This is a genomic window from Chryseobacterium sp. RU33C (assembly GCF_900156015.1).
GTDB lineage: Bacteria > Bacteroidota > Bacteroidia > Flavobacteriales > Weeksellaceae > Chryseobacterium > Chryseobacterium candidae.
The window spans coordinates 53,435-78,568 of sequence record NZ_FTMT01000014.1 but is presented as its reverse complement, the minus strand read 5'-3'; the positions used below and the strand labels follow the sequence as shown (position 1 = coordinate 78,568).

At 36.0% G+C, this 25,134-nt stretch carries 19 protein-coding genes and 2 pseudogenes; 15 read left to right on the top strand and 6 right to left on the bottom strand.

Annotated elements, in window-relative coordinates:
• Positions 1–77: 77 nt before the first annotated feature.
• The 4 genes and pseudogenes from lptB to BW946_RS12825 all read left to right on the top strand — a co-directional run.
• Positions 78–803: pseudogene (lptB, locus tag BW946_RS12840) on the top strand (LPS export ABC transporter ATP-binding protein); the annotation flags it as partial.
• A 336-nt stretch (positions 804–1,139) separates the two neighbouring features.
• Positions 1,140–1,391, top strand: a complete 252-nt coding sequence (locus BW946_RS12835) for a hypothetical protein (RefSeq protein ID WP_076596565.1) — start codon at positions 1,140–1,142, stop codon at positions 1,389–1,391.
• 163 nt (positions 1,392–1,554) lie between these two features.
• On the top strand, positions 1,555–3,276 hold the full coding sequence (locus tag BW946_RS12830) for an ABC transporter ATP-binding protein (RefSeq protein ID WP_076596618.1): 1,722 nt from the start codon (positions 1,555–1,557) through the stop codon (positions 3,274–3,276).
• Between the two features lie 56 nt (positions 3,277–3,332).
• Positions 3,333–4,286: a helix-turn-helix transcriptional regulator gene (locus tag BW946_RS12825; RefSeq protein ID WP_076596564.1), complete on the top strand. Its 954-nt coding sequence runs from the start codon at positions 3,333–3,335 to the stop codon at positions 4,284–4,286.
• Between the two features lie 161 nt (positions 4,287–4,447).
• On the opposite strand, the gene BW946_RS12820 is transcribed toward BW946_RS12825, so the two are convergent.
• A complete protein-coding gene (locus BW946_RS12820) occupies positions 4,448–4,939 on the bottom strand; it encodes a DinB family protein (RefSeq protein WP_076596563.1) in 492 nt (163 codons plus the stop codon).
• 171 nt (positions 4,940–5,110) lie between these two features.
• Between BW946_RS12820 and BW946_RS12815 the strand changes: the two genes are divergently transcribed.
• The 6 genes from BW946_RS12815 (at position 5,111) to BW946_RS12790 (ending at position 12,603) form a co-directional block, all read left to right on the top strand.
• The gene (locus tag BW946_RS12815; protein WP_076596562.1) at positions 5,111–5,695 is read left to right on the top strand and encodes a hypothetical protein; all 585 of its coding nucleotides are present in this window, start codon (positions 5,111–5,113) and stop codon (positions 5,693–5,695) included.
• Positions 5,696–6,031: 336 nt separating this feature from the next.
• Entirely contained in the window at positions 6,032–8,452 is a 2,421-nt protein-coding gene (locus tag BW946_RS12810) for a TonB-dependent receptor plug domain-containing protein (protein WP_076596561.1), read from the top strand.
• A 192-nt stretch (positions 8,453–8,644) separates the two neighbouring features.
• Positions 8,645–9,214 carry a cob(I)yrinic acid a,c-diamide adenosyltransferase gene (locus tag BW946_RS12805; RefSeq protein WP_076596560.1) on the top strand — a complete coding sequence of 190 codons (570 nt, stop codon included), beginning with the start codon at positions 8,645–8,647 and terminating at the stop codon, positions 9,212–9,214.
• Entirely contained in the window at positions 9,204–9,851 is a 648-nt protein-coding gene (locus BW946_RS12800; protein WP_076596559.1) for a thiamine diphosphokinase, read from the top strand. Before BW946_RS12805 ends, BW946_RS12800 begins: the two co-directional genes overlap by 11 nt.
• 332 nt (positions 9,852–10,183) lie before the next feature.
• Entirely contained in the window at positions 10,184–11,089 is a 906-nt protein-coding gene (locus BW946_RS12795) for a tyrosine-protein phosphatase (RefSeq protein ID WP_228402579.1), read from the top strand.
• 122 nt (positions 11,090–11,211) lie between these two features.
• A complete protein-coding gene (locus BW946_RS12790; protein ID WP_076596558.1) occupies positions 11,212–12,603 on the top strand; it encodes a type III PLP-dependent enzyme domain-containing protein in 1,392 nt (463 codons plus the stop codon).
• 229 nt (positions 12,604–12,832) lie between these two features.
• Here BW946_RS12790 and BW946_RS12785 read toward each other — a convergent pair whose 3' ends face one another.
• A complete protein-coding gene (locus BW946_RS12785) occupies positions 12,833–13,492 on the bottom strand; it encodes an HAD family hydrolase (protein ID WP_076596557.1) in 660 nt (219 codons plus the stop codon).
• 327 nt (positions 13,493–13,819) lie between these two features.
• Between BW946_RS12785 and speB the strand changes: the two genes are divergently transcribed.
• The 3 genes from speB to BW946_RS12770 all read left to right on the top strand — a co-directional run bounded on the left by speB (position 13,820) and on the right by BW946_RS12770 (position 16,567).
• Entirely contained in the window at positions 13,820–14,677 is an 858-nt protein-coding gene (gene speB / locus BW946_RS12780; RefSeq protein WP_076596556.1) for an agmatinase, read from the top strand.
• 67 nt (positions 14,678–14,744) lie between these two features.
• Positions 14,745–15,587, top strand: coding sequence for a bifunctional helix-turn-helix domain-containing protein/methylated-DNA--[protein]-cysteine S-methyltransferase (locus BW946_RS12775; RefSeq protein ID WP_076596555.1), 843 nt, complete (start codon positions 14,745–14,747; stop codon positions 15,585–15,587).
• 371 nt (positions 15,588–15,958) lie between these two features.
• Positions 15,959–16,567, top strand: coding sequence for an alpha-ketoglutarate-dependent dioxygenase AlkB family protein (locus BW946_RS12770; RefSeq protein WP_076596616.1), 609 nt, complete (start codon positions 15,959–15,961; stop codon positions 16,565–16,567).
• A gap of 349 nt (positions 16,568–16,916) precedes the next feature.
• On the opposite strand, the gene BW946_RS12765 is transcribed toward BW946_RS12770, so the two are convergent.
• From BW946_RS12765 to BW946_RS12750, 4 genes are all read right to left on the bottom strand, one after another.
• Positions 16,917–18,776 carry a CocE/NonD family hydrolase gene (locus tag BW946_RS12765; protein WP_076596554.1) on the bottom strand — a complete coding sequence of 620 codons (1,860 nt, stop codon included), beginning with the start codon at positions 18,774–18,776 and terminating at the stop codon, positions 16,917–16,919.
• A 248-nt stretch (positions 18,777–19,024) separates the two neighbouring features.
• A complete protein-coding gene (locus tag BW946_RS12760; RefSeq protein WP_076596615.1) occupies positions 19,025–21,793 on the bottom strand; it encodes an outer membrane beta-barrel protein in 2,769 nt (922 codons plus the stop codon).
• 95 nt (positions 21,794–21,888) lie between these two features.
• On the bottom strand, positions 21,889–22,308 hold the full coding sequence (locus BW946_RS12755) for an SH3 domain-containing protein (RefSeq protein WP_076596553.1): 420 nt from the start codon (positions 22,306–22,308) through the stop codon (positions 21,889–21,891).
• Positions 22,309–22,314: 6 nt separating this feature from the next.
• The gene (locus BW946_RS12750) at positions 22,315–22,803 is read right to left on the bottom strand and encodes a BON domain-containing protein (protein ID WP_076596552.1); all 489 of its coding nucleotides are present in this window, start codon (positions 22,801–22,803) and stop codon (positions 22,315–22,317) included.
• Positions 22,804–23,023: 220 nt separating this feature from the next.
• Here BW946_RS12750 and BW946_RS12745 point away from each other — a divergent pair, with 220 nt between their 5' ends.
• Together BW946_RS12745 and BW946_RS12740 are read left to right on the top strand one after the other, a co-directional pair.
• On the top strand, positions 23,024–24,274 hold the full coding sequence (locus BW946_RS12745; protein ID WP_076596551.1) for a dicarboxylate/amino acid:cation symporter: 1,251 nt from the start codon (positions 23,024–23,026) through the stop codon (positions 24,272–24,274).
• A gap of 6 nt (positions 24,275–24,280) precedes the next feature.
• A pseudogene (locus tag BW946_RS12740) lies at positions 24,281–25,006 on the top strand (phytanoyl-CoA dioxygenase family protein).
• Positions 25,007–25,134 lie beyond the last annotated feature (128 nt).

Sequence of the window (25,134 nt, the reverse complement as noted above, 5' to 3'; positions counted from 1 at the left end):
TGAATAAGTTTGCATTTAACCTAAACAAGTTGATATTAACCTATAAGTGAAGTTTATATTTTTGATATATTTGCCCTATGATTTTACGAGGAGAAAACTTAATCAAGGAATACGGTCCTAAAAAAGTTGTAAAAGGCGTTTCTGTACAGGTTCAACAGGGAGAAATTGTTGGTTTGCTGGGTCCGAACGGAGCAGGAAAAACCACATCGTTTTATATGATTGTAGGGTTGGTTAAGCCTACTTCAGGAAAAATTTTTCTGGACAAGCAGGAGATTACTACCGATGCCATGTACAGACGTGCTCAAAAAGGAATCGGGTATCTGGCTCAGGAAGCTTCGGTTTTCAGAAAACTGTCTGTAGAGGAAAATATTATGGGCGTATTACAGCTGACCAAGCTTTCAAAACGTGAACAGCAGATCAAATGTGATGAACTGATTGAAGAGTTTTCTTTACAGCACGTTCGTAAAAACAGAGGAGATCTTCTTTCCGGGGGAGAAAGACGTAGAACAGAAATTGCACGCTGTCTTGCCACAAGCCCGAACTTCATTCTTCTGGATGAGCCTTTCGCAGGGGTAGACCCGATTGCTGTAGAGGATATTCAGAAAATCGTAAGAAGCCTTGTTGATAAAAATATCGGAATTCTGATTACCGACCACAACGTACAGCAAACCCTGGCGATTACGAACAAAACCTATATTATGTTTGAAGGAAAGATCCTGAAAGAAGGACTTCCGGAAGATCTTGCAAACGATCCGCAGGTAAGAGAAGCCTATCTGGGTGAAAACTTCGTGTATCAAAGTATTTTAGATAAACCTAAAAAGAAGAAATATGCTTACAATATCTGGGCTGGTAACTTTGATTCCAAAGCACAGCTGCAGGCATTTGTCAATGAAAATTTCAGTCAGTTTGATGATCTTAGATTATTACATGGCTTTGAAGAGATCAGCTTTGCTACCTTAGCAAATTCTGAAATTGAGCATATTTTTAATGAGGTAGTGGATAAGAATGCCAACAACTCATTTGTTTTGCAGAAAAAGGAAATTAATTCCCAATACTCTTTAGAACAGGCAGAAGCAGAGTCTAAAGAAGCCAGCAGAAAAGAACTTCATTACCTTACAACTTATTTGTTTGAAGGATAAATGGATCATCTTTATAAATATGAAGATTTTCAAGTAGGAACCAAAGTTTTTTTGGATAATGAATACGGTATTATAGTAAATGTAAAGTTTCATAAAAATTCAACCGTAGTTCGTTGGGATACATCTGTAGAAAATGATTTTGAAGATTGGTCAGGAATGTGGGGATCTTTTGTACAAATGGGGGGAAAGGTTATTGACCCATGCCATCAATTCAAATACATAAATGACGATGGCACAATGAAAGATTTTTAAATAAATCCTAGATGATCGGTTTAATAATAATTCGTACCTTTTTCTTTTGAAAGCGGTACGTTTTTCATTTAAAATGATTTTTATGGCTAAACCTTTTAACAGAACCGTTACCTTATTCGGAATCTATAAACAGCTTGTCCCATTCATCAGACCTTACAGACCCATGATTTACGGAACTTTGTTTCTTACTTTTCTGGGAGCTCTTGCAGCGCAGGTTAACCCGATTGTTCTGAAATACACGGTGGATGAAGTCACTAAACTTACGCATCTTCCACATCCGATGTCAGAGGGAATTCATATTCTCGTTATCATTTCCATTATTTTACTGGGGAAAGAACTGTTAAATATCTTCATCAACTTCGGGCAGAAATTTTATGGCGAAAAAATCAGGATTAATGTAAGCTCCGTGTTGGCGCAATCAGCCATTGATAAGATTTTAACCTACAGAGTCGCTTATTTTAATGATGAAAACCATGAATCCGGGAAATTACAGATCAGAATCGATCGTGGAATAGAAAGTCTTACCAGATTGGTTCAGAACTTTTTTATTGATATCCTTCCTCTTTTTTCCAATGCCATTATTGCCCTCATCATTATGTATATGCAGAATGTGTATGTGGGACTGGTTTCTACGATTATTGTTCCGATCTATTTCTACATCAGCTCCCTGCAGGCCAAAAAACTGGGCGGAGTAAGACGCCAGCTTAGAAATCAAAGAGAAAAGAAGACATCAGGACTCTTGAACCTGATTAATTCTATTATGGTTATTAAAAGCTTTGTCCGTGAAAAATTTGAAGGGAAAAAACAATATGACCTTCAGATGGAGCTGATGGAAAGTCAGATGATCACAAGGAGAACCAATTTTATTTATGATGGTTTAAAAACGTTCATTGAACAATTTGGAGTTGTTTTGATTATCCTTTTAACTGTTTATCTGGTGCTTGATCAGCAGATGACTATCGGTGCTATCATGCTTCATATTATGCTTTTTAACAATGTCTCAGCGCCTATCCGTCAGCTTCACAGAATTTATGATGATATGAATGATGCCATGATTTATGCCGAAGGGTACTTTGATATTCTGAATGCAGATCATGAAACAGAATCCAACGGAAGCTTTGTAGAAAAAGAAATCAAAGGAACTTTTGAATTGAAAAATGTTGATTTCACTTATCCCAATGGTACGAAAGCTTTACATAATGTTTCCATGAAAATTGAAAACGGAAAGACGACAGCTTTGGTAGGATTGAGCGGTGCGGGAAAATCAACGGTGATCAATCTTTTATGTAAATTTTATCTTCCGGATTCTGGAGAAATCCTTCTGGACGGAGTAAACCTTAATGAATTTGATAATACTTTTCTGAGAAGTGATCTGGGGCTTGTACTTCAGAGAAATCATATCTTTCAGGGAAGTATAGAAGATAATATCCGTTACGGCGATATGAATGCCAGTTTTGAAGAAATTCAGGAGGCCGCAAAAAAAGCTTATCTGCATGATCAGATTATGGATCTTCCTGAAAAATACCAGCATGATGCCACTCAGCTTTCAGGAGGACAGCAGCAGAGAATTGCCATTGCAAGACTTTTCCTTAAAAATCCTCCAATCATCTTTCTGGATGAACCGACAGCCAGTCTGGATGCCATTGCCACAGAACAGATCAAAAACTCTCTGGATGCCATAAAAGAAGGAAGAACGGTGATTATCATTTCCCATTCACTATCACAGATTCTGGATTCAGATATCATTTATGTGATGAAAAAAGGAAGAGTGGTTGAAAATGGAACTCATGATGAACTCTATAATAAAGAAGGAACTTACCGTGAGATTTTTGATGCCTCCGCCCGCAGTCTGAATCTTGATAAACTCGTTAATACCTTTAAATAAAAAAGCTGTCCCTCATAAGTTATACTTCAGAAAAGAATTTTTAGTTTTGTGATATAATGAACGACCACTATCTTAAAAAACTCGATCGGGTAACTGCCATTCTTACCCAATTACAGTCGAAACCTGTTGTTCGTGCTCAGGATCTCGCTGAAAAATTCGATGTTAGCATCAGAACCATTTACCGTGATGTAAAAACTCTGGAAAATGCAGGGATTCCTATTGTGGGCGAAGCAGGGAACGGCTATTCTTTAATGGAAGGGTATAAACTTCCTCCGATTATGTTTACCAAAGAAGAAGTGTTAAGTTTCATTACCGCAGAAAAGCTGATGCAGAAATTTTCCCACCAAAGCTTAGGGAGCCATTATCAGGCTGCTATGGAAAAAGTACGTTCGGTACTGAAATATTCTGATAAAAATCTGATTAAAAATATTGAAAAGCAGATTGATGTTTTCAGTTTTCATACGGATTCCGGAGATTCACTGAAAAACGTAATTCCTATTATCCTGGAAAGTATTGCGGAGAAAACCCAGCTCAATATCAGATATAAGACCGTAGATGAGAGAGTAAGCAACAGAACTATTGAAACGGTCGGGATGTTTTTCGAATTTAATATTTGGTACATCATGGCATACTGTACCTTGAGAAAAGATTTCAGACAGTTTCGTATCGACAGAATTCTGGAAATTTCAAAAACACAGAATCCTTTCCTGCAGGAATATGGGCAGGTGAATGATTACCGTAAAAAAGCCAATGGAAATAAAGTCAGAGCCAGACTTTTAGTAGATAAAAAAATAATGTCTCATCTGGTAAATTCTAAAAAATATTACGGATTGATAGAAGAAGTAGAAACCGAACATGGGATGGAACTCACTTTTGAAACAGAATGGATCAATGACGGATTTCCCCGCTGGCTTGTTACTTTTGCAGATTATGCAACGGTTCTTGAACCGGAAAGTCTTCGTACAAGATTAAAAGAACTGCTTCTGAAAATGACAGAAAGGCATCAATAAAAACCCCAACAAGACAGCTGTTGAGGTTTAAAAGACTTAATTGAGGCAAATAAATGAAATGGTTTGATTAAAAGGCAAAATTGCAACTAAATACAGTGTTGTGTGGCAAAAAAGATATCTGTTTTGTTTACCCTTTCTGCAATTTTACCCTTTCGCTTTTATTAGAATCTCTCCCAGAAGAAAGGAGGTTCAATTCCCAAAGCTCTCAGATAAACATAACCTTGTCCGCGGTGGTGAACTTCGTTGTCTATAAAATAAAGAATGTTCTGATACACCGGAAATTCATATTGTCCGAATAAATTGAAGGTTTCCTGAAAACGCTCTTCAGAAATCTGATTGAAATAATGATTGATCACTTCAGTTTCTTCATCCCATTTTTTCAAAATTTCTTCCTTGGTTTTCGGATTAAAAGCTTCTTCACTGTAAGCTTCCACATTTCCTTCCACAATTCCTTTTAAAGCAGGCCCGCCAATGCTGATCAGTTCTACTGCAAGTTTTGCAAATGGTCTCATTCCGCCTACAGAAAATTCAAATAACTCTTTTTCCGGAAAAGATTCAATGACTCTTCTCGTCAGATTTCTGTGTCCCTGCCATTCGTTTAATACCTGTTCAGAAGTCATGAATTGTTTAGTGGCTGTTGCTGTAGTTGTCATAATGTATTTGTTTTGTTTGTTCTTGATACAAAGGTAAGAGAGGGAAATGACAACAGTTTGTCAGTAGTATTTTTCATATTTAAAAAATATTTTTTTCTTTGTTAAAATATCCTGACCTATTTTTACGTTAGAAAAGAGGATATTAATAAAAAAATCGCTATTATTAGAATTATGAAGAAGTATATTTTGCCTGTTATTGCAAGTTTTTTATTATTATCATGCAATAAAATAGAGGAAAAAATTGACCAGACTGTTCAGAAAACAACCGAAACTGTACAGCAAAAAACACAACAGGTTGTTGAGGAAACAGTAAAAAAAACTGTAAATGAATCTATTAATTCTATAACCAATTCCGAAGATGTTAAGTTCAATACCGTTTTCCCTGATACTGGAACTTCCATTGTTTCGGAGGAAAAAGGGAAGAAAATTAGAATTCCCGGAAGACCTCAAGGATATATTTTTAAATATAAAGCTGATATTGCAGTATTACTGCCATTTTTGGAAGGTCAGCCAACATCGGATGAAAATAAATCTGATAAAACTGCCAGAAAGATTGATGGCCAGAATATAATTGATAAATTAAGCTTTATATCAAAATTTCTTCCTGACAATACTTTTGATACTAAGGTTCTCGAGGAGCTTAAATCTGACAAAAATATTCAGTATTATAAACTGAAAAGATTTCCTAACAGTAGTACCATTATCTACAACCCAAAAAATCAGACCATCATACAATACGTAGAGGTAAATAAATAATTTGGATATGGCCGGTTTCTTCCGGCCATTTTTTGCGGCCATTCACTGCGAGCCATAAACGAAGCAATCTCAATTTACTGAAAACTACTTGCCAGTAAGAATGAAATCATGTTTATTTCTGATGATAACTAATTAATTTTTTTTATACAAATACGGCGTTATTGATTTATTTTTTTTCATGATGTTAATAAATAACTTTATGTTTTGCAGATTAATTATTGTTTTTACGAAATGGTATAATTTTCGCAAATATGAAATTGTATTTTTATTATATTTTCAATTTTTATATTTAATGTTGATTTTTTCATTAGATTTATTGAATAATTAACAATTGACATGAAAAATAATTTATTTAATGGAAAAATCTATGCATTAGTATTAAGCGGAGCTGGTGCAATGGGATATGCTCAGGACAGCATAAAACAAAATAAAATAGATGAGGTTGTGGTTACCACGGGTAGAACCAAGCCAAGAACCATCATTACCTCAGCAATTCCTATTGACAATATTTCTGCCGTACAATTAAAATCCACTGGGCAGGCAACTTTTGATAAAGCTTTAACCTATGCCGTTCCCTCTTTCAATTCATCACAACAAACTGTTTCTGATGCAACGGCTCATTTTGATCCTGCAGATTTAAGAGGATTAGGGCCTTCCAGAACCTTGGTTTTGGTGAATGGTAAAAGAAAAAATCAAAGTGCTTTAATTTATGTAAATGATACCCCCGGAAAAGGTGAAGTGGGTACAGATCTGAAAAGTATTCCTTCAGCAGCCTTACAAAACGTAGAGGTATTGAGGGATGGAGCATCTGCACAGTACGGCTCTGATGCTATTGCGGGAGTTATTAATATTATTCTTAAGAACAGTGTTGGAAAAAGTACAGTCAATCTTTTTTCAGGTATTACTTTAAAAGGAGATGGTTTTAATATCGGAGCAGATTTTAATACAGGAATCAAAGTAGCAAAAACCGGAAGTCTGAATCTTACATTCGGATTTTCCTCTCAAAATAAAACGAACCGTGCAGGTTCTGTTACAAAAGATGAACTTTTTGGGGTGGATAATGCCTGGACTCAGGCTAATCCTGGTTTAGGAATGATTATAGGGCAGCCGGAAACAAAAGTGGCCAATATGTTTGTCAATTTTGAATTGCCAACAGGTGAAACAGGTAAATTTTATGCTTTTGGGGGTACCACTTACAGAAACGGGACTAGTTTTGCTTTGTATAGAACACCCTACTGGGTAGCTTCAGATTTTGGTTTATTAACCCCAAAAGGACAGCCTTACAACGGATTTCAGCCGGAATTTAAAACAGATGTTTATGATTATAATTTAACTTCCGGATGGAAAGGTATGTTTGGTAAATGGAATTTTGACGGGAGTGCCACCTTTGGCTCTAATGCAGTAGATTATATGGTAGGAAATACTATTAATACGTCTTTGGGTGCAAATTCACCAACCCGTTTTAAGGCAGGTGGCCATCAGTTCAGTAATATTATAGGAAATATAGATATCAACCGGGATTTTGGTGCAATTGTTTTAGGTGCCGGAGCTGAAGTGCGCAATGAAAATTATCAGGCAAAAGCAGGGGAAGAATCATCTTATATAGGGAGTGGTGCAGAATCATTTCCCGGACTGCAGCCTCAAAATGAAGTCAATAAAAACCGTCAGAATATGGGAGCTTATATAAATACTGAATGGGATGTTACGAAAGACCTTCTGCTTGGAGGAACTGTGAGATATGAAAACTTCAGTGATTTTGGAAATAATGTTTCCTGGAAAGGAAATGCAAGGTATAAGCTGCTGGATGATAAATTAGTTTTCCGCGGATCTGTTTCTACAGGATTCCGTGCACCTTCATTACACCAGATTTATTATTCCAATGTTCAGACCAAAATTACAGGAAATACAGTAGCTAATCAGGGGACATTTAATAATGACTCTCAAATTGTAAGATCTGATCTTGGGGTGCCTAAATTAAATGCTGAAAAAGCCTTTAACATTACCGGGGGATTGGCCGTAAAACCTTTTAAAAACCTTACTATTACAGCGGATTATTATAGAATAAAAATCAAAGACAGGGTGCTTTTCTCAGGAGATATTGGGTACAAAACGGGTGCTCCGGGAAGTCCGGATCTGACAAACCCTGTGGAAGTCATATTAAACAATAACAAAATAACATCCCTGAAGTTTTTCACCAATGCTGTCAATACAGTTACTCAGGGAGTGGATTTCGTTGCTAATTATTATACTTCTGCTATTGGGAAAGGAAGATTGGGCGTTATTGCTGCTTTTAATTATAACGAAACTAAAATAGTAGATAATATTGCCGTTCCGCCTATTTTAGCTCAAAATGATTATTCAGAAAATTTCTTTGACAGAAAAGAACAATCCAGGATTATCTCTGCAAGACCAAAAACAAAAACGATTCTGAGCCTTTCTTATGATATTACAAAGTTTAATTTTAACTTAAATAATACGTATTTTGGTTCTGTTACCTGGCAGCACGCCACTGATCCTGCCAAAGATCAGACGTTTTCCGGTAAGGTAGTTACAGACATCGTTTTAACCTATAAAATAACGAATGATCTTAAAGTTTCCGGAGTGGTAAATAATTTATTTAATATTTATCCGGATGTAATAGACAGTAAGGGAGACGTGGTAACAGATCTTGGAGGAAGGTTCAGATATCCATGGGAAGTAAACCAGTTTGGATTTAACGGAACAACTTTTCAGTTCAATGTTAATTATACTTTTTAATCTTAAAATAAAGAAATGAGTATTGCTTCGTGATGCTTACTAAAGAGCAGCTATTCCAAAAATATAAAAACCCATCTGGGCAGATATTAACTGACATTAATTTCTAGTGTCAGTTTTATTTTTTCAGATCGAATAGGAAGCTATTACTACATTTTACTTTTTACATTGTATAAAAAAAAGTATTTTAGTCCTATGAAAATTTATACAAAGACAGGAGATAAAGGTCAGACGGCGTTATACGGTGGGACAAGAGTTTCCAAAGCCAGTGCCAGAGTAGACAGTTATGGAAATATAGATGAGCTGAATTCATTTATCGGGATTGCAAAAAGCCATATTGAAGATGAAGAAGTGCTGAGACAGCTGAAGAAAATACAGTTTGATCTGTTCACTGTAGGTTCAGAGGCAGCAACACCTGTGGATAAGCTGATGCTTGCCAATGGGAAATCCCGTCTTCCGATCATTATTTCAGAAACAGAAATTGAAGAGCTGGAACAGTGGATGGATGCTTTTGACGAAAAACTGGAACCGCTTCAGTATTTTATCCTGCCGGGTGGTGGAAAATCTGCAACTTTTCTACATGCAGCAAGAACCATCTGCAGAAGAGCAGAACGTTCATTGGTTTTTCTGAATGAATCAGAGGAAGTACGTCCCGAACTGATTAAATATTTAAACAGGCTTTCAGATTATCTTTTTGTGTTGGCCAGATATATTTCAAAACTGAACAGCGAACCGGAAGAATACTGGAATCCGAATGAAAGATAAAGCATTACTTTTCATCAACGGAGATGCTCCAAAATTATTACCCGATCCGGAAAATTATGGTTTAACTGCCTGTACAGACGGTGCTTTCCATTATTTGAAAAGAATGGGATTTCCTTTGGATAAGCTGGATTTTATATCGGGTGATTTTGATTCGCATTCCGGATCAGATGAAGATATGTATCAGGAGAAATTCATCCTTACACTGGATCAGGAAAAAACAGATTTTCATAAAGCGTTGGAAATCATTCTGGGAAAAGGCTTTTCAGAGGTTGATGTTTTTGGAGGAAGTGGAGGTGAACAGGATCATTTTCTGGGAAATCTTACTGTTGCATATACATTCAAAGACCAGCTGAAAATAAAGTTTTATGACGGGTTTTCAGAATATTATTTTATTCCCAATCATTTTACACTGAAAGGAGTGAAAAATAGAATGATTTCTATTTATCCGTTTCCATCAGTGAATAATATAACAACAAAAGGTCTCAATTGGCCGCTGACCAATGAAAGTCTAAGCATCACTTCAAGAATAGGAACCCGAAATTTTGCCGTTGAAGATGAAGTTTCCGTGGAATATGAATCAGGAGATGTTTTGTTTTTTGTAGGAATGAAGGAGATAGAATATCCGGCAATCTATTAAGGTGATTATTATCAATAGAAACGAACCTTACCATTTAAAAAAAAGACTGTGATTAAACACAAATGGCACCAATGTTTTTCACAAATAACACGAATTCTTATATCAATAGAAACGGGCCTTATCCATTTAAAAAAAAGACTGTCATTAAACACAAATGGCACCAATGTTTTTCACAAATGGTACTAATTTTATATCAATAAAAACGGGTTTTACCTATTTAAAAAAAAGACTGTCATTAAACACAAATTACACCAATGTTTTTCACAAATGGAACGAATTTATACATCAATAGAAACGGGCTTCAGCCCGTTTAATAAAAATAAATACATCCATTGGCTTTAGCCAAAACCTATCAAAAACCATTGAATAAACTAATCAAAATATCAGTTTTCATCATTTCATTGTGCTGTATTTTCTCATGCAAAACACAGCATTTTGAAACACCCGAATATGGAAAAAATGAAACTCAAAAAGTAATTCATGTCAAGAAAGTTGCCAATTTCCGGACGGTAGGAAACATCAAAAATATAGACGGCAGGACATTGAAAGAAGGAAAACTGTACAGGAGTGCTCATCTAAATAAACTTAAAAAGAAATCTTTTGACGCTTTTGAAAAGCTGGGAATCAAAGAAATTATTGATCTTAGAAATTCCAGGGAAATTGCTCAGAAGCCGGATCAGCTGCCATCAGAAAGTGTTTACAGAAATTTCTCGGCATTTGAAGATGAAGGAGATCAGCTGGCTCAGGCCAAAAAACTGGTCCTTAAAGGCAAAGTGAATGCATCTGATGCAGACAAAAGAATGATTAATTTCTACCGTGAGTACGTTACTGAAAATCCGGAAACGATTAAAAGGATTATTACGGAGATTCTGGAATCTGAAGATCCTATCCTTTACCACTGCACAGCAGGAAAAGACAGAACAGGAATTACGACAGCATTAATTCTTACGATTCTGAAGTTTGATAAAGAAACTATTTACAACGAATATCTTTTATCTAATAACTACAGGAAAGATCTTATACTGAAGAGACTTCGTCTGGCCAATAACCTGCATTTCCTTTATCCAAAGATGGATCTGAAGGTGCTGGAAAAACTGAGCTGGGTAGAAAAAAGATACCTTGATGCTGCATTTGAAGAGATCAACAAAAAGTATGGCTCCACAGATGCTTATATTAATGAGGTATTAGGGATTTCAGACGCCAAAAGAAGCGGGTATATTCAAAAGTTTACCTATTGATTATTAGAGATAAATTTTTGTAAGATTTAATATTGGGTCCTAAATTAAAATTATAACAATTTTAACACCTAAAAATGAAAGTTTTTTAGCAATTTTGCATTTCTTAATTCACTTGTTTAGAAATGAAAATAAAGTACTCGGAACTTATTGATCAGACATTGTACTTCCCTACAGAGGAATTTAATGTATCTGAGAACAATTTGTTGTTTCACGACGTTCCACTAATGGACGTAGTTGAACAATTTGGCACTCCGCTAAAGATTAGCTATCTGCCGAGAATTTCTCAAAATATTCAGAAAGCGAAAAGCTGGTTTAAAGAAGCTTTTGAAAAAACCGAATATAGAAAGAATTATACCTACTGCTACTGCACAAAATCCAGTCATTTTAATTTTGTATTGGAAGAAGCATTGAAAAATGACATTTCAATAGAAACTTCTTCTGCTTATGATATGGATATTGTAAAGTCTCTTTATGAAAAAGAGAAAGTAGATAAAAATATTGAAGTCATCTGTAATGGTTTCAAAACTGATGATTATCTGGCAAAGATCTCAGATATGATCAACAGCGGTTTTGAAAATATTACTCCGATTCTTGATAATTACAGAGAATTGGATAAACTTACGGAAAGCATCGATTCTACCTTTAATATCGGAATCAGAATCGCATCAGAGGAAGAGCCGAAGTTTGAATTCTATACCTCAAGATTAGGGATCGGGTATAAAGATATTATCCCTTATTACAGTCAGAAGATCGCAGAACACCCGAATGCAAGATTGAAAATGCTTCACTTCTTCATCAATACAGGGATTAAGGATACTTCATATTACTGGAACGAATTGTATAAATGTCTGCGTGTATATGCACGTTTGAAGAAAATCGCTCCTGAAGTGGATTCACTGAACATCGGTGGTGGTTTCCCAATCAAAACTTCTCTGAACTTTGATTATGACTATCAGTATATGGTGGAAGAAATCGTTTCTCAGATCAAGAAATTCTGTGAAGAGGAAGGAGTGGAAGAACCTAATATCTATACTGAGTTCGGAAGCTTTACCGTAGGGGAAAGCGGGGCGAATCTTTATAAAATCATTTCTCAGAAACGTCAGAATGACAGAGAAAAGTGGAATATGATTGATTCTTCTTTCATGACCACTCTTCCTGATACGTGGGCTATTTCAAGACACTTTATCATGCTTCCGCTTAACCGTTGGGAAGATACTTATGAAAGAGTTTTCCTTGGAGGATTAACTTGCGATTCAGATGATTATTATAACTCGGAACAACATACCAATGCCATTTATTTGCCTGTTTTCAGTGATACAAAACCTTTGTATATCGGATTTTTCCACACTGGGGCTTATCAGGAAACCATCGGAGGGTACGGTGGAGTACATCACTGTCTGATGCCTCAGCCGAGACACGTCCTGATTCAGAAAGATGAAAACGGTGAACTGAAATATGAGATTTTCCGTGAAAAGCAGGAACCGGAAGATGTATTGAAACTTCTTGGTTATTAATAATTTTATGGTCAGTAGAAATGGGCTTTAGCCCATTTACAATCAATAGAAAAGTCAATTGGCTTTAGCCAAAACTTATAGAAAACAAAAGAGGCTGTCTCAAAAATGTCATTCTGAACGAAATGAAATGTAGTAAAGAATCTCATATGTTTGGTTATCAATGAGATTCTTCCTTCGTCAGAATGACAAAAGCCAGATTGTTTGACTTTTGAGACAGCCTCTTTTTTGTTTAAAAATATTTTGAAATTTTATCCAGTTCCAGATCTTCATAATCTGAAACTACCGTATCAGCCAATGTATAATCCTGATTTTTAGAATGTGGACTTCTGTATGCAGCGCAGAAAATTTTTGCTCTGTGGGCTGCCAGAATTCCGTTGGTAGAATCCTCAATCACCATACAGTTTTCAACAGGTTCATCCGCCATTTCTGCCGCCAGTAAAAAAACTTCAGGATGAGGTTTTGATTCCTTTAAATCCGCCCCGCTGATCTTTCCACTGAAATATTGCTCCAGACCGAATTTTTCAAAAACCATATTGATGGTTACCATCGTAGCAGAAGATGCCAGAATCAGCTTGAGTCCATTTTCGTGATAATGCTCGATCAGTTTTCTTACTCCCGGAATTAAATCAAATTCGTCATCATTATAAAAATAATCTTTGAAATGAGACCTTTTGATTCCTGCAATGGATTCGTAAGTCTGATTTAGATTAAATTCCTTAATCAGAGTTTCAGAAACTCTTTTAGTAGATGCTCCGGTAAAAGAGGTGTAAAGCTCTTCGGAAACAGCAATTTCCAGTTCATCAAACGTTTTGAAATAAGCTTTTCTATGTAATGGTTCTGTATCTACAATCACACCATCCATATCGAAAAGAACAGCTTTTAAAGGCATATTATGAGTTTTGTACAAAAATAGGAAATTGAGTTGAAAAGGGAAAACTCAATAAGGCAGGAAGTCTGAAGAGGGAAGCAGGAAGTTATTCTATGAAAAATTTCAATATATCGATAATAAATAGATTGAAGGTATTTGTTAAATTGAACTCAAAATGATTCTTTAAACATTCATTACTTCCTTCTTCTGGCCTCCGGCTTCCTGGCAAATATTCAAGGATAATTATCATTTACAAACTCTCCGACGCTCTTACTCTTCAACTCATAAATCTTCGTATCTTTGTGGTCAATATTTCAATTTTAAAACATTAAAATTTTTAAATAAAGCATGAGAACATACGCAGGAATTCCCGAGGAAAACGCAACACTAGAGAATTCGAAAGTAATGTTGGTAACTGTTCCTTACGATGGAACTTCAACATGGGGTAAAGGAGCTGATAAAGGTCCGGAATTATTTTTAAACGCTTCTGAAAACATGGAGCTTTATGATATTGAAACTCAAACAGAACCTTATCTACAGGGAGTTTACTTAGCTGGTGAAGTTTCTGAAAATTCTTCTCCTGAAGCAATGACAGAGGCGGTTTATCAGAAAACAAAAGAACTTTTGAACAATGAGGGTAAATTATTTACTCTTTTTGGAGGAGAGCACTCTGTTTCTATCGGTTCTATCCGTGCGGTAGGAGAGAAGTTTGAAAACCTTACTGTTCTTCAGTTGGATGCTCACACAGATTTACGTCCTGAGTTCCACGGTTCTACTTCCAACCATGCTTGTGCAGTGTTTGAAGCTAATCAGAAGCATAACTTAGTACAGGTGGGAATCCGTTCTATGGATGCTGAGGAAGCTGAATATTTACCGGAAGGAAGAGTATTCTTTGCTCACGAAATCGCAAACAACGAGAACTGGATCAATGATGTATTGGAAAAAGTATCAGGAAATGTGTATATCACTATTGATTTAGATGCTTTCGATCCTTCAATTGCTCCATCTACAGGAACTCCTGAGCCAGGTGGATTACAATGGTATCCAACGTTGGAATTATTAAGAAAAGTATTTGAAAAATGTAACGTAGTAGCATTTGATATTGTAGAATTAATGGATTCTCCAATGGCTAAGCCAACGGCTTTCCTTTCTGCGAAGTTATATTACAAAATGCTTGCTTACTACGATATTTATAACAACAACTAATTCCGCAAGAATCGGATTTTTTCTGCCGTATATTCTTTGGAAATTTGTGAGGTAAAATAACAATACAATGTCCACACAAAGTCAGATAGATTATAACAGAATTGCCAAGGCGATAGAATATATCCGGAGCAATTTCAGGCTTCAGCCAAGTTTGGAGGAAGTGGCAGAGAATATTCACCTGAGTCCGGCCCATTTTCAGAAGATCTTTACAGATTGGGCAGGAACAAGTCCGAAAAAATTTTTACAGTTCATCAGTCTTGAACATGCTAAAAATTTATTGAAGGAAGAAAAGGCAAGTTTGTTTGATACCGCTTATGAGACAGGACTTTCCAGTACCAGCAGGCTGCATGATCTGTTTGTGAAAATAGAAGGAATGTCTCCGGCAGAATATAAAAACGGAGGAAAAAGTCTTAGTATTCATTACAGTTTTTCCGAGAGTCCTTTCGGAAATATCTTAGTAGCTTCTACAGAAAAAGGAATCTGCTATATGGCTTTTGAAGATAATAAAGAAAAAGCATTCGGGGAACTGAAACAGAAGTTCCCCAATGCTTTTTTTATTGAAAAACTAGATACTCTTCAAAAGAATGCATTGTCCATATTCGATAAAGACTGGACAAAACTCAACACCATAAAATTACATTTAAAAGGAACCGATTTTCAGCTGAAAGTATGGGAAAGTCTGCTGAAAATTCCAATGGGAAAATTGTCTACATATGGTAGCCTGGCAGAAAAAATTGGAAATCCTAAAGCTTCCAGAGCTGTTGGAACGGCTATTGGAAGTAATCCGGTTGCATTTCTTATTCCATGTCACCGCGTGATTCAGTCTACCGGGCATCTTGGCGGCTACAGATGGGGAAGTGATAGGAAACAGCTGATTGTTGGTTGGGAGGGTTCACAAATGTACTCGTAACGTATTTTTACCACAAAAGATACAAAAGGATTCTTCTTTTATTAAGTTTTGGCTAAAGCCAATGGATTAGATTATTTTTGTTAAATGGGCTAAAGCCCATTCCTATTGATATAAAATTCGTGTCATTTGTGAAAAACATTGGTGCCATTTGTGTTTAATGACAGTCTTTTTTTAAAATGGATAAGGCCCGTTTCTATTGATATAAGAATTCGTGTTATTTGTGAAAGACATTGGTGCCATTTGTGTTTAATGACAGTCTTTTTTTAAAATGGATAAGGCCCGTTTCTATTGATATAAGAATTCGTGTTATTTGTGAAAGACATTAGTGCCATTTGTGTTTAAATATAAAAGCATTTAATTAAAAAGTTATGATGAGTCTCTTCGAAGAAATATCCGATTATCCCCTAAATATCCTTCCACACGATGGAACTGTTCATTATTACGGTAAGGTTTTCTCCAAAGAACAATCAGATTTTTACTATGATTATCTGCTCAGCCAGATTCCATGGGAAAACGATGAGGCATTAATCTTTGGAAAATTGATTGTAACCAAAAGGAAAGTAGCCTGGTTTGGAGAGAAAGCTTTTGAATATACCTATTCGAAAAGAACAAAATATGCCCAATTCTGGACTCCCGAATTACTGGAACTGAAGAAAAAATGTGAAGAAGTTTCGGGCGAAACCTACAATTCATGTCTGCTTAATTTATACCATGACGGAAGCGAAGGCATGGCTTATCACAGCGATGGTGAAACAGATCTGAAAAAGCATGGAGCAATTGCCTCTCTGACCTTTGGAGCGGAAAGAAAGTTTTTATTCAAACATAAAACAACCAAAGAAAAGGCAGAAATATTCCTCGAAAACGGAAGCTTGTTAATTATGAAAGGAACCACTCAGGACCACTGGCTGCACAGACTTCCTCCCACTACAAAAGTGAAAACACCCAGAGTAAACCTTACCTTCAGAACCATTGAGGAATAATTTTTAGGAATAATTTTATCCATACGTTTGTCACTCCGTAGAGTCTCAAATGATGCTGATCTAATGATGCAGACCTCACGCAGATTTTAAAGAATTGAGCTTTTCATCTCCATCAATAGAAGTGGGCTTTAGCCCACTTAAACAAAAGAATAAATTCGTCCGGCTTTAGCCAAAAGCTAAAAACAAAAACTTCAACTCCTCAGAAATAAAAGAGGCTGTCTCAAAAGTCAAACAATCTGGCTTTTGTCATGCTGACGAAGGAAGAATCTCATTGATAACCAAATATATGAGATTCTTCACTACATTTCATTTCGTTCAGAATGACACTTTTGAGACAGCCTCTTTCAATTTATTTTAAAACATCAGCTTCAATAGAGCTGTCATCATATACTTTAATAAATGCCTTGGTGTAATCCTCTTTATTGGCAAAATTCGGATTATCCATAAATTTCTGCGGGTTGATTGCGAAAAGCGGAAACCAAGTACTGCTGATCTGAATCTGGATTTTATGTCCTTTTTTGAACGTATGAACCACATCCTGAAGTCTGAAATTAACAGCCGTTTTTTGGTTAGGAACCAGAGCTTCTCCCTTTTCTTTGGTATTTCTGAATCTTGCAGGCATGATCTCACTTCTTACCATCTGGTGATAGTTGCCATAGATAACACCTTCTTTCTTTTCTGCAGGTTTGAAATCTTCAGGGTAAACATCAATTAATTTTACGGCAAAATCAGCATCTGTAGAAGTGGATGCAATATTCAGTTTAGCCATGATCTCTCCGGCAAATGTAATATCATCAGTCAGTACATCGGTAGTAAACGTTAATACATCTGGTCTTCCTACAGCAAATCTCTGGTCTTCCGACATATAATTTTTTGGAGTGAAGCCATTAAAATCTTTTAAGTGATCTGAGCTTAAAACAGGATTGTTAGGATCACTGTAATATTCAGAATATCCTTGTCCTGATGTTTTTTTCAAGGTTTTATCAGCCAGATAGAAGTTCACTTTCTGAGCATTTTTCGGTGGGTAAGAAGCAAATTCCTTCCATGCTTTAGCACCGGTGTCATACATTAATGCTTCAGGAAGTCCTGCGTCTTCTTTGGTATTGCCTTTCAGATAATGATTGAAGAATTTTGTTTCAATATTTTTCTGATAGTACGTAGCAATGCTGTCGCCAAAATAAGTTTCACTGTGGAAGTGTTTTCCCTGCTCCTGAGACCAGCCGCCATGAGAGAATGGTCCCATAACGATGGTGTTTTTAGCTTTAGGACTTGTTTTTTCGATAGTTTTATAAATATTCAATGGTCCTGAAAGATCTTCTGCATCAAACCATCCGCCGACAGTCATTACAGCATGGCTGATATTTTTCAGGTGAGGAAGGAGACCTCTTTTCTGCCAGAATTCATCATAGTTGGTATGATTCATAATTTCTGTCATGAAGAAGTTATTCTTGTAATATTTTTCATATCCGTCTTTCAGCGTACCCATATCTCTGTAGAATTTTAATCCATCCTCAGAAGTCTGCTTAATGAAAGAATCCATATACCATGCCTGTTTTTCCGGTTGCGTTTTCTGAACACCAAAAACCGGGAACGTTCTGAAGTATCCCAGCATAAATCTTCCGTTGTGAAGGAAATCGTCATTCCAGAAATCGGAAATAGGTGCCTGTGGTGAAGAAGCTACCAAAGCCGGGTGCTGTGACAACGTTCCTACAGCGGTATAAAATCCGGGATATGATGTTCCAAACTGGCCTACTTTACCATTGTTTTCTTTCACATTTTTCAAAAGCCATTCGATGGTATCGTACGTATCTGTACTTTCATCAACATCTTTTTTGGTTTTACGCTCCACCTGTGGTGTCATATTGGTAAAAGTACCTTCACTCATATATCTTCCGCGTACATCCTGATACACGAAAATATACTTGTCTTTCATCAGATAAGTGTTGGGACCTACCTTTGTTTTATATTCACTCTCTCCGTAAGGGGCAATGCTGTAGCAGGTTCTCTGCATCAGGAACGGGTATTTGTTCTTGTTCGATATATCTTTTGGGATATACACTGCTGTGAAAAGTTTCACGCCATCACGCATTGGAATATAAAATTCTTTCTTGGTGAAATTGTCTTTAACGAAATTGTCTTTCTGTTCCGTTTTCTGAGCTTTTCCAAGAATGAAAAAAAGAATACATAATACTGAAATATGGATTTTCATAAAAAAAATTTGATGCTAATTTAAAAATAAAAACACGGTTATTGAATAAAAGACATTAGTATTTATTGGAATGTGTTTATGCTAAACCACCCCGTCAAAAATTCTTTGAATTTTCGCCACCCCTCCGGAGGAGGGGAATTTTACATCTTCAGTGGTGATTGTATTCAGGGTTCAATTTTGTTTATTCATAGAAATAGCCGGAAAGATCCGGCCATTATCAAAAATATATATAAAAGTATAGTGTTGCTTTACTGCGTCTTTTTACCTGCAAACTTATTCAGTTTCATGCTGATGGAGAACATGATGTATCGTTTCAGGATGAGGTCTTCACGGTCTTCAAAATAAGAATCGGTAATGGTTCTTCTCACGCTTTGATTTTGATTCAAGACATCGTAGATTTTTACCTTTGCCGTAAACTGTTTTTTATAGAATGAATATCCAAGGCTGGTATTCCAGAAGTAGAAATCCTTTTTGAAGCCCGGAGCAATATTGGAGTTGGTATTGTATTCAAAATCATTTCCAAATACAAATCTGCCCTGCAGCATATAATTCGTCAGTTCCAGTTTTAAGGATTGATTGGCTGTATTTACATTCGTTATATTGTAATTGGTATAATTTGAAAAATTGTATCCAAGTCTGTAAGAAGGCTTAATCGTCATTTTATCTTTAATTTCATAGGTAAGATTAAGTCCAGGGTTAAGACTATATGTTTTGCTGGTAAAAGCCTGTCCGTCTATAAAACCATTATTGTAAGCATAATTCATGGTGAATCTTGGATTGATAATAAGTTTATTATTCTTCCATTTCAATACTTTACTGAAACCTCCGCCGGCATTGATGCTTTTATTTCCGCTTACATTGTCGTAAGTGATCACCTGTTTTCCTGCATTATCATAGGTAGAAAAATTGATGATGTCATTATTTCTGTACGTAAAACCAACGTTGAAATAGTAGCTGAGATCTTTTACTTTATTATAATTATTGAAATACAGATAAAGATTGTTGGTCCAGGTATTTTTCAAATTCGGATTTCCCTGATAGCTAATTAAAGGATTGGATTCATCTTTATAGGGAGTCAGTTGTTCTGCTGTCGGAATGGTGAAGTTGGAATAGTTGTAAAAGTTTAAAGTTTTTCCTTCTGACAGTTGATAGTAAAGGTTCACATTATATTGGGGCAGTACAAAATTTTTCTGCAGATCATATTGCTGACCGTTATAGATTGAATTTACTTTCATATCTGAAATATCAAGGTTCATGGAAGCCCAGAAATTCAGTTTCTTTTTGCTGAGTTGATAAGTGAACTCAGGAGATATCTGATTAACTCTTTGCTTCATATTGTTGGATAAAAGCTGATTGAATTTAGTGTAATCTCCGGTTGTATTATCAAAATCATTTACATTTCTCAAATCTCTGGAAGATCTTGTTTCGTATTTTACTTCAAAACTTACACTGGAAGAATCGGAAACAGGTTCCGTATATCCTGCAGTGAAATTGAAACTGCTGTTCTGATTTTTATTTTTGGCTAACTGATCCCTGTTGTCTGCCGTTGTCCCACTGGGTTGATAGAAAGTGTTTTGGGACTGGTTCAGGTTATCCCTTCTGGATTCTGAAATGGAACTGTTCATATTGGCTGAAATGGAACGGCCTTTTTTCTTAAACTTTCTTGAAAAGTAGAGGTATGGATTGAATGAACTGCTTTCCGAATCATTACTTGAATAAGCATTACTTTCATTCACAAGTTTGCCATTATTTAAAGTAGATGAACGTGAATTATTAAAATTAAAACTGCTGTTTTTCGTAAATCTTGGAGAAAGATAGATGCTAGTCATAGAATCCAGCTTGATTTTAACCGAAATATCAAAACTGTATTGTTTGGATTCATTTTCTCCATTGCTTTCAGAACTGGTCTGAAGGGTGTAAGTGGGGAGAAGTGTAGATCTTGAAACTTTAGATCTCGTTTCCATATTGGAATCGGAATGCATCAGGCTGAAAGAATCCAGGTCAGCATCTTTTCCCAGCTTGTCACTATAGTTTAATCCAATGGTTGTAGACCTTTGAATACCTTTTGCACCGCCACCCTGGCTATAGTAAGTCACATTTCCTACCGTTGAGACAGATCCTCCCTGCATCATCCAGGCATTCCGGCCATTTCCCATACTGTCAAAAACCTCATCCCTGGAAAATCCCTGTGAATTGATGTTATTGGAAGAAGCCAATAAACTTATTTTCGTATCCCCTTTAAAATAACTCGCCAGTCCGCTTGCTTCATATCGCTTGTCTGATCCATAGCCTACCGTAAGTCTGGTCAGCAAACCTTTGTTTTTCTTTTCATCAATATTAAAGTTGATGGTGGTATTCTGAGATTTGGCTGCTTTTCCGCTGAGTTCTTCCTCTTTTGTTTTGGTGGTGGTAAACTGAATATTCTTAATAATATCTGCCGGTAAATTCTGAAGGGCAATTTTCCCATCTTTATCAAAGAAAGGTTTTCCATTAATCATAATTTGGTCTACTTCTTTGCTATTCACGGTAATTTTTCCCTCATTGCTGATTTCCACACCGGGGATCTGCTTCAGAAGTTCCTCAATTTTACTGTCAGGGCGTACTTTGATCGCTGCAGCATTGAATTCAATAGTATCTTTTTTGATTTTTACCGGAGAAACGGTGATTTTTACTTCATCAATTGTATTCACAATCCCTTGTTTCTCAAGCTGAATATCTCCAAGCGATAATGACTGATCTATTTTCTCAAATTTTTTTGAATAGGAAGATAATTTATCAGCATCAATTTTAAGAATGGAAGGTTCTTTCATATCATCAATCTTCAGCGAGAATTTCCCTTCCCTATTGGTAGCCGTATAATTGATAATGGATGAATCTTTTTCTTTTAAAAGATAGACGGTGGCATTTTCTATCGCTTTCTTTTCAGAATCTGATATTTTTCCGTCAATATGTAGTTTTTGGGCGTGCAGAATAATGACTGTGAACATCAAAGTCAATAGCAACAGAGTTTTCTTCATTAGTTTTTTTTCAGAGCCGTAAAAATATAAAAACATCCCAAAGCTGGGATGTTTCTATGCTTTTTTTGTGAAAATTTATTATTTTTTAATAAAAATTATGCTCTTAAATATCTTGAGTAAGCATATCCTTCCTGGCCGTCAGCATTTTTTACTTTCCACCAATCATCAGAAGTTTGCTCAATAAGAGTCACAGAAGAGCCTTTGGCAGCTTTACCTACAACGGCAGCTTCAGTAGAAGGTTCTTGTCTGATATTAAGATTAGACTCTTCAGTAGCCACTGTTAAAGAAGCTCCTGAAGCAAGACCTGCAACCTGTACATCAATATTGATATCTGAAGCAGAATAAGTAGAATCAATAGCTCCCAGAGCATTCCATACCGCATCTTTAGCCGCAGTGTTGGAAGCATTTCCGGAAACGTAAAGAATTCCGTCCTGCTCCTGAACCTGAAGGTTGGAAATCCCTGCAGACTGTGCCGCTGAAACTACGCTTGAATATTTATCTTGTAATTCGCTCATCTTAAATTATTTTACAATTAGGTTGTTGTTATACTTTCCGATTTTCAAAGCATCTACAGATTCTTTGATTTTTCTAGCCTGTAAGCCGGAAACATTTCCTGTAAGAGTAAGCTGTCCGTTTACAACTTCTACTTTTACAGAAGGGAAATCCTTCACCGCATCCTGAACTTTTTTCTGAACAGCAGGATCTACAGCAGAAGTAGTTTCCACTGGGGCAGGAGCAGGGGCAGCTGATATAGTAGACATATCCATTACGTCTTTTACTCCGCTAATTGCTTTTAGTTTTGCAATCATCGCATCTTTCGACTGTTGATCTGCAAAAGTACCGCTTAAGTGAGCTACACCTTCTTTTACTTCCACAGAAGCATTGGGATTAGAAGTTACTATAGTTGTAGCCTGAGTCTGAAGGTCGGCATCAGAAACTTTCTTTTTACAAGAAATAGCACCGAAAGATACAGCTACAGCTAATGCAGCCATTGCAATAGTTTTTTTCATATTGTATATTTATTAATGTTGTTATACACTCAAATGTAATAATAAAATTTGTACCAAAAGAATAAAAATTCAATAAATGTTTCTTAATTTTTTTACAATATTTTCTAAACCAAGGAATTAATTTTTTGAGATTAAAAACTTAATGGAAAAATTATCTCTGTAGAAGAAAATCTTCTGCCAATTGAAAAACCATTATATTTGCGCAAATTGAACTATATATATGAAAGGACAGAATAAACTTTTTATAGCAATTATCATAGCACTTCTTCTGGGTGTAGGAATTGGAGGTATTGTACACGTAAGCTATCCGGATAGTGCAGAACCATTTTCTAAAAATATAAAACTGTTGGGAACAGTTTTTATCAGATTGGTACAGATGATTATTGCTCCATTGGTTTTTACAACATTAGTAGTGGGGATTGCCAAAATGAGTGATATCAAAATGATCGGAAGAGTAGGTACAAAAGCCATGCTTTGGTTTATTTCAGCTTCTCTGATTTCCCTTTTTATCGGACTGATCCTCGTTAACTGGCTGGAGCCGGGACATGTTACAAAATTACCAATTCAGGATGTTGCTTCTGCTGATGAACTTCTTAAAAGCAGCAAAAGTTTTTCCATGGAAGACTTTGTAAAACACATGATTCCTAAAAGTTTATTTGAAGCCTTTGCTACCAATGAAGTATTGCAGATTGTTGTATTTGCGTTAATGTTCGGAGTTGCACTGGCTAATTTAGGAGAAGAATATGCTAAACCTGTAGTAAAGCTTTTTGATATTATTGCTCATGCTATTCTTAAAATGGTAGGATATATCATGTGGTTTGCGCCGCTTGGAGTATTGGGAGCTATTGCAGCCGTAGTGGCCACCAATGGTTTTGAAATCTTTAAAGTATATGCTATTTATTTAAGAGACTTCTTCTTTGCTATAGCTGTTCTTTGGCTGGTGCTTTTATTGGTAGGATATTTTATCTTAGGAAACCGTCTTTTTGACCTTTTAAAAAGAATTAAAGAGCCATTATTGATTGCTTTCTCTACTACAAGTTCAGAAGCGGTATTCCCTAAATTGGTGGAAGAATTAGAAAAATTTGGATGTAACAGCAGAGTGGTATCTTTTATCTTACCTTTAGGATATTCGTTCAATCTGGATGGAAGTATGATGTATATGACATTTGCTTCAATCTTTATTGCCCAGATCTACGGAATTGAAATGACTCTTGGACAGCAGATCACCATGCTTTTGGTATTGATGCTCACTTCAAAAGGAATTGCAGGAGTTCCGAGAGCTTCTCTGGTGATTATCGTGGCAACCTGTTCAATGTTCGGGATTCCGCCGGAAGGTATTGCTTTAATTTTACCAATTGATCATTTCTGTGACATGGGTAGAAGTATGACCAACGTATTAGGAAATACACTGGCAACTACAGCCGTTTCAAAATGGGAAGGACAATTAACAGAACCATTAGACAAAATTTAAATATCAATGAGTTTAAAAAACTTAGAAAATCATAAAAGCCATATTGAAGAATATGGCTTTGCTGTTATCAATAATATGTTTTCGCAGAAAGAGTTAGAAGACATCAGCCATGTTCTGCACAATGTAGACACTTCCAAAGAAAACTTTAGAAAGTCTTAAGATCTTTTCGCCATAAGACAGTTTTTAAAAGAAGTTCCGGAAATCAAAGACCTCATTTTTAATGGAAATATTCAGAAAATAATCAAGGAAATTTTCGGAGAAAAATATTTTGTGGTCAAAACTATTTATTTTGATAAGCCTGAAACCTCCAACTGGTATGTAGCTTATCATCAGGATCTGACTATTTCTGTAGATAAAAAACTGGAACTGGATAACTTTGGTCCATGGACTACCAAACAAAATCAGTTCGCGGTACAGCCTCCACTGAATATTCTGGAAAATATCTACACCATCAGAATTCATCTGGATGATACCGATGAAAATAACGGAGCATTGAAGGTAGTTCCCAAATCTCATGCAAAAGGCATTTACAGACCCGAGACTATTGATTGGGCTGTAGAAACAGAAGAAATCTGCAACGTTAAAAAAGGAGGAATTATGTTGATGAAACCTTTAACGCTTCATGGTTCCAACCGAACCACCAACGGAAAGAAAAGAAGAGTCATTCATATCGAATTTTCTGATATAGAACTTCCCGAAGTCCTGCAATGGTCTGAAAGAATGAATGGATAAAAAATCGCCCTTTCAATTTTAGAAGGGCGCATTTTTTATGGTTGGAAGCTGGGTGCTGGAAGAAGGAAGTTTCTGAAAGACTAAGTACTAATATTAATCTATTTATTAAATTTTTGAAAATCAAATTC

Bases quoted from the DNA above. Each gene is read 5' to 3' on its own strand.
- BW946_RS12750 (WP_076596552.1), bottom strand. From the start codon at position 22,803: ATGAAAAAAACTATTGCAATGGCTGCATTAGCTGTAGCTGTATCTTTC.
- speB (WP_076596556.1), top strand. From the start codon at position 13,820: ATGAGAACATACGCAGGAATTCCCGAGGAAAACGCAACACTAGAGAAT.
- BW946_RS12745 (WP_076596551.1), top strand. From the start codon at position 23,024: ATGAAAGGACAGAATAAACTTTTTATAGCAATTATCATAGCACTTCTT.
- BW946_RS12815 (WP_076596562.1), top strand. From the start codon at position 5,111: ATGAAGAAGTATATTTTGCCTGTTATTGCAAGTTTTTTATTATTATCA.
- BW946_RS12785 (WP_076596557.1), bottom strand. From the start codon at position 13,492: ATGCCTTTAAAAGCTGTTCTTTTCGATATGGATGGTGTGATTGTAGAT.
- BW946_RS12810 (WP_076596561.1), top strand. From the start codon at position 6,032: ATGAAAAATAATTTATTTAATGGAAAAATCTATGCATTAGTATTAAGC.
- BW946_RS12765 (WP_076596554.1), bottom strand. From the start codon at position 18,776: ATGAAAATCCATATTTCAGTATTATGTATTCTTTTTTTCATTCTTGGA.
- BW946_RS12755 (WP_076596553.1), bottom strand. From the start codon at position 22,308: ATGAGCGAATTACAAGATAAATATTCAAGCGTAGTTTCAGCGGCACAG.
- BW946_RS12820 (WP_076596563.1), bottom strand. From the start codon at position 4,939: ATGACAACTACAGCAACAGCCACTAAACAATTCATGACTTCTGAACAG.
- BW946_RS12775 (WP_076596555.1), top strand. From the start codon at position 14,745: ATGTCCACACAAAGTCAGATAGATTATAACAGAATTGCCAAGGCGATA.
- BW946_RS12770 (WP_076596616.1), top strand. From the start codon at position 15,959: ATGAGTCTCTTCGAAGAAATATCCGATTATCCCCTAAATATCCTTCCA.
- BW946_RS12760 (WP_076596615.1), bottom strand. From the start codon at position 21,793: ATGAAGAAAACTCTGTTGCTATTGACTTTGATGTTCACAGTCATTATT.
- BW946_RS12805 (WP_076596560.1), top strand. From the start codon at position 8,645: ATGAAAATTTATACAAAGACAGGAGATAAAGGTCAGACGGCGTTATAC.
- BW946_RS12830 (WP_076596618.1), top strand. From the start codon at position 1,555: ATGATTTACGGAACTTTGTTTCTTACTTTTCTGGGAGCTCTTGCAGCG.
- BW946_RS12800 (WP_076596559.1), top strand. From the start codon at position 9,204: ATGAAAGATAAAGCATTACTTTTCATCAACGGAGATGCTCCAAAATTA.
- BW946_RS12835 (WP_076596565.1), top strand. From the start codon at position 1,140: ATGGATCATCTTTATAAATATGAAGATTTTCAAGTAGGAACCAAAGTT.
- BW946_RS12790 (WP_076596558.1), top strand. From the start codon at position 11,212: ATGAAAATAAAGTACTCGGAACTTATTGATCAGACATTGTACTTCCCT.
- BW946_RS12825 (WP_076596564.1), top strand. From the start codon at position 3,333: ATGAACGACCACTATCTTAAAAAACTCGATCGGGTAACTGCCATTCTT.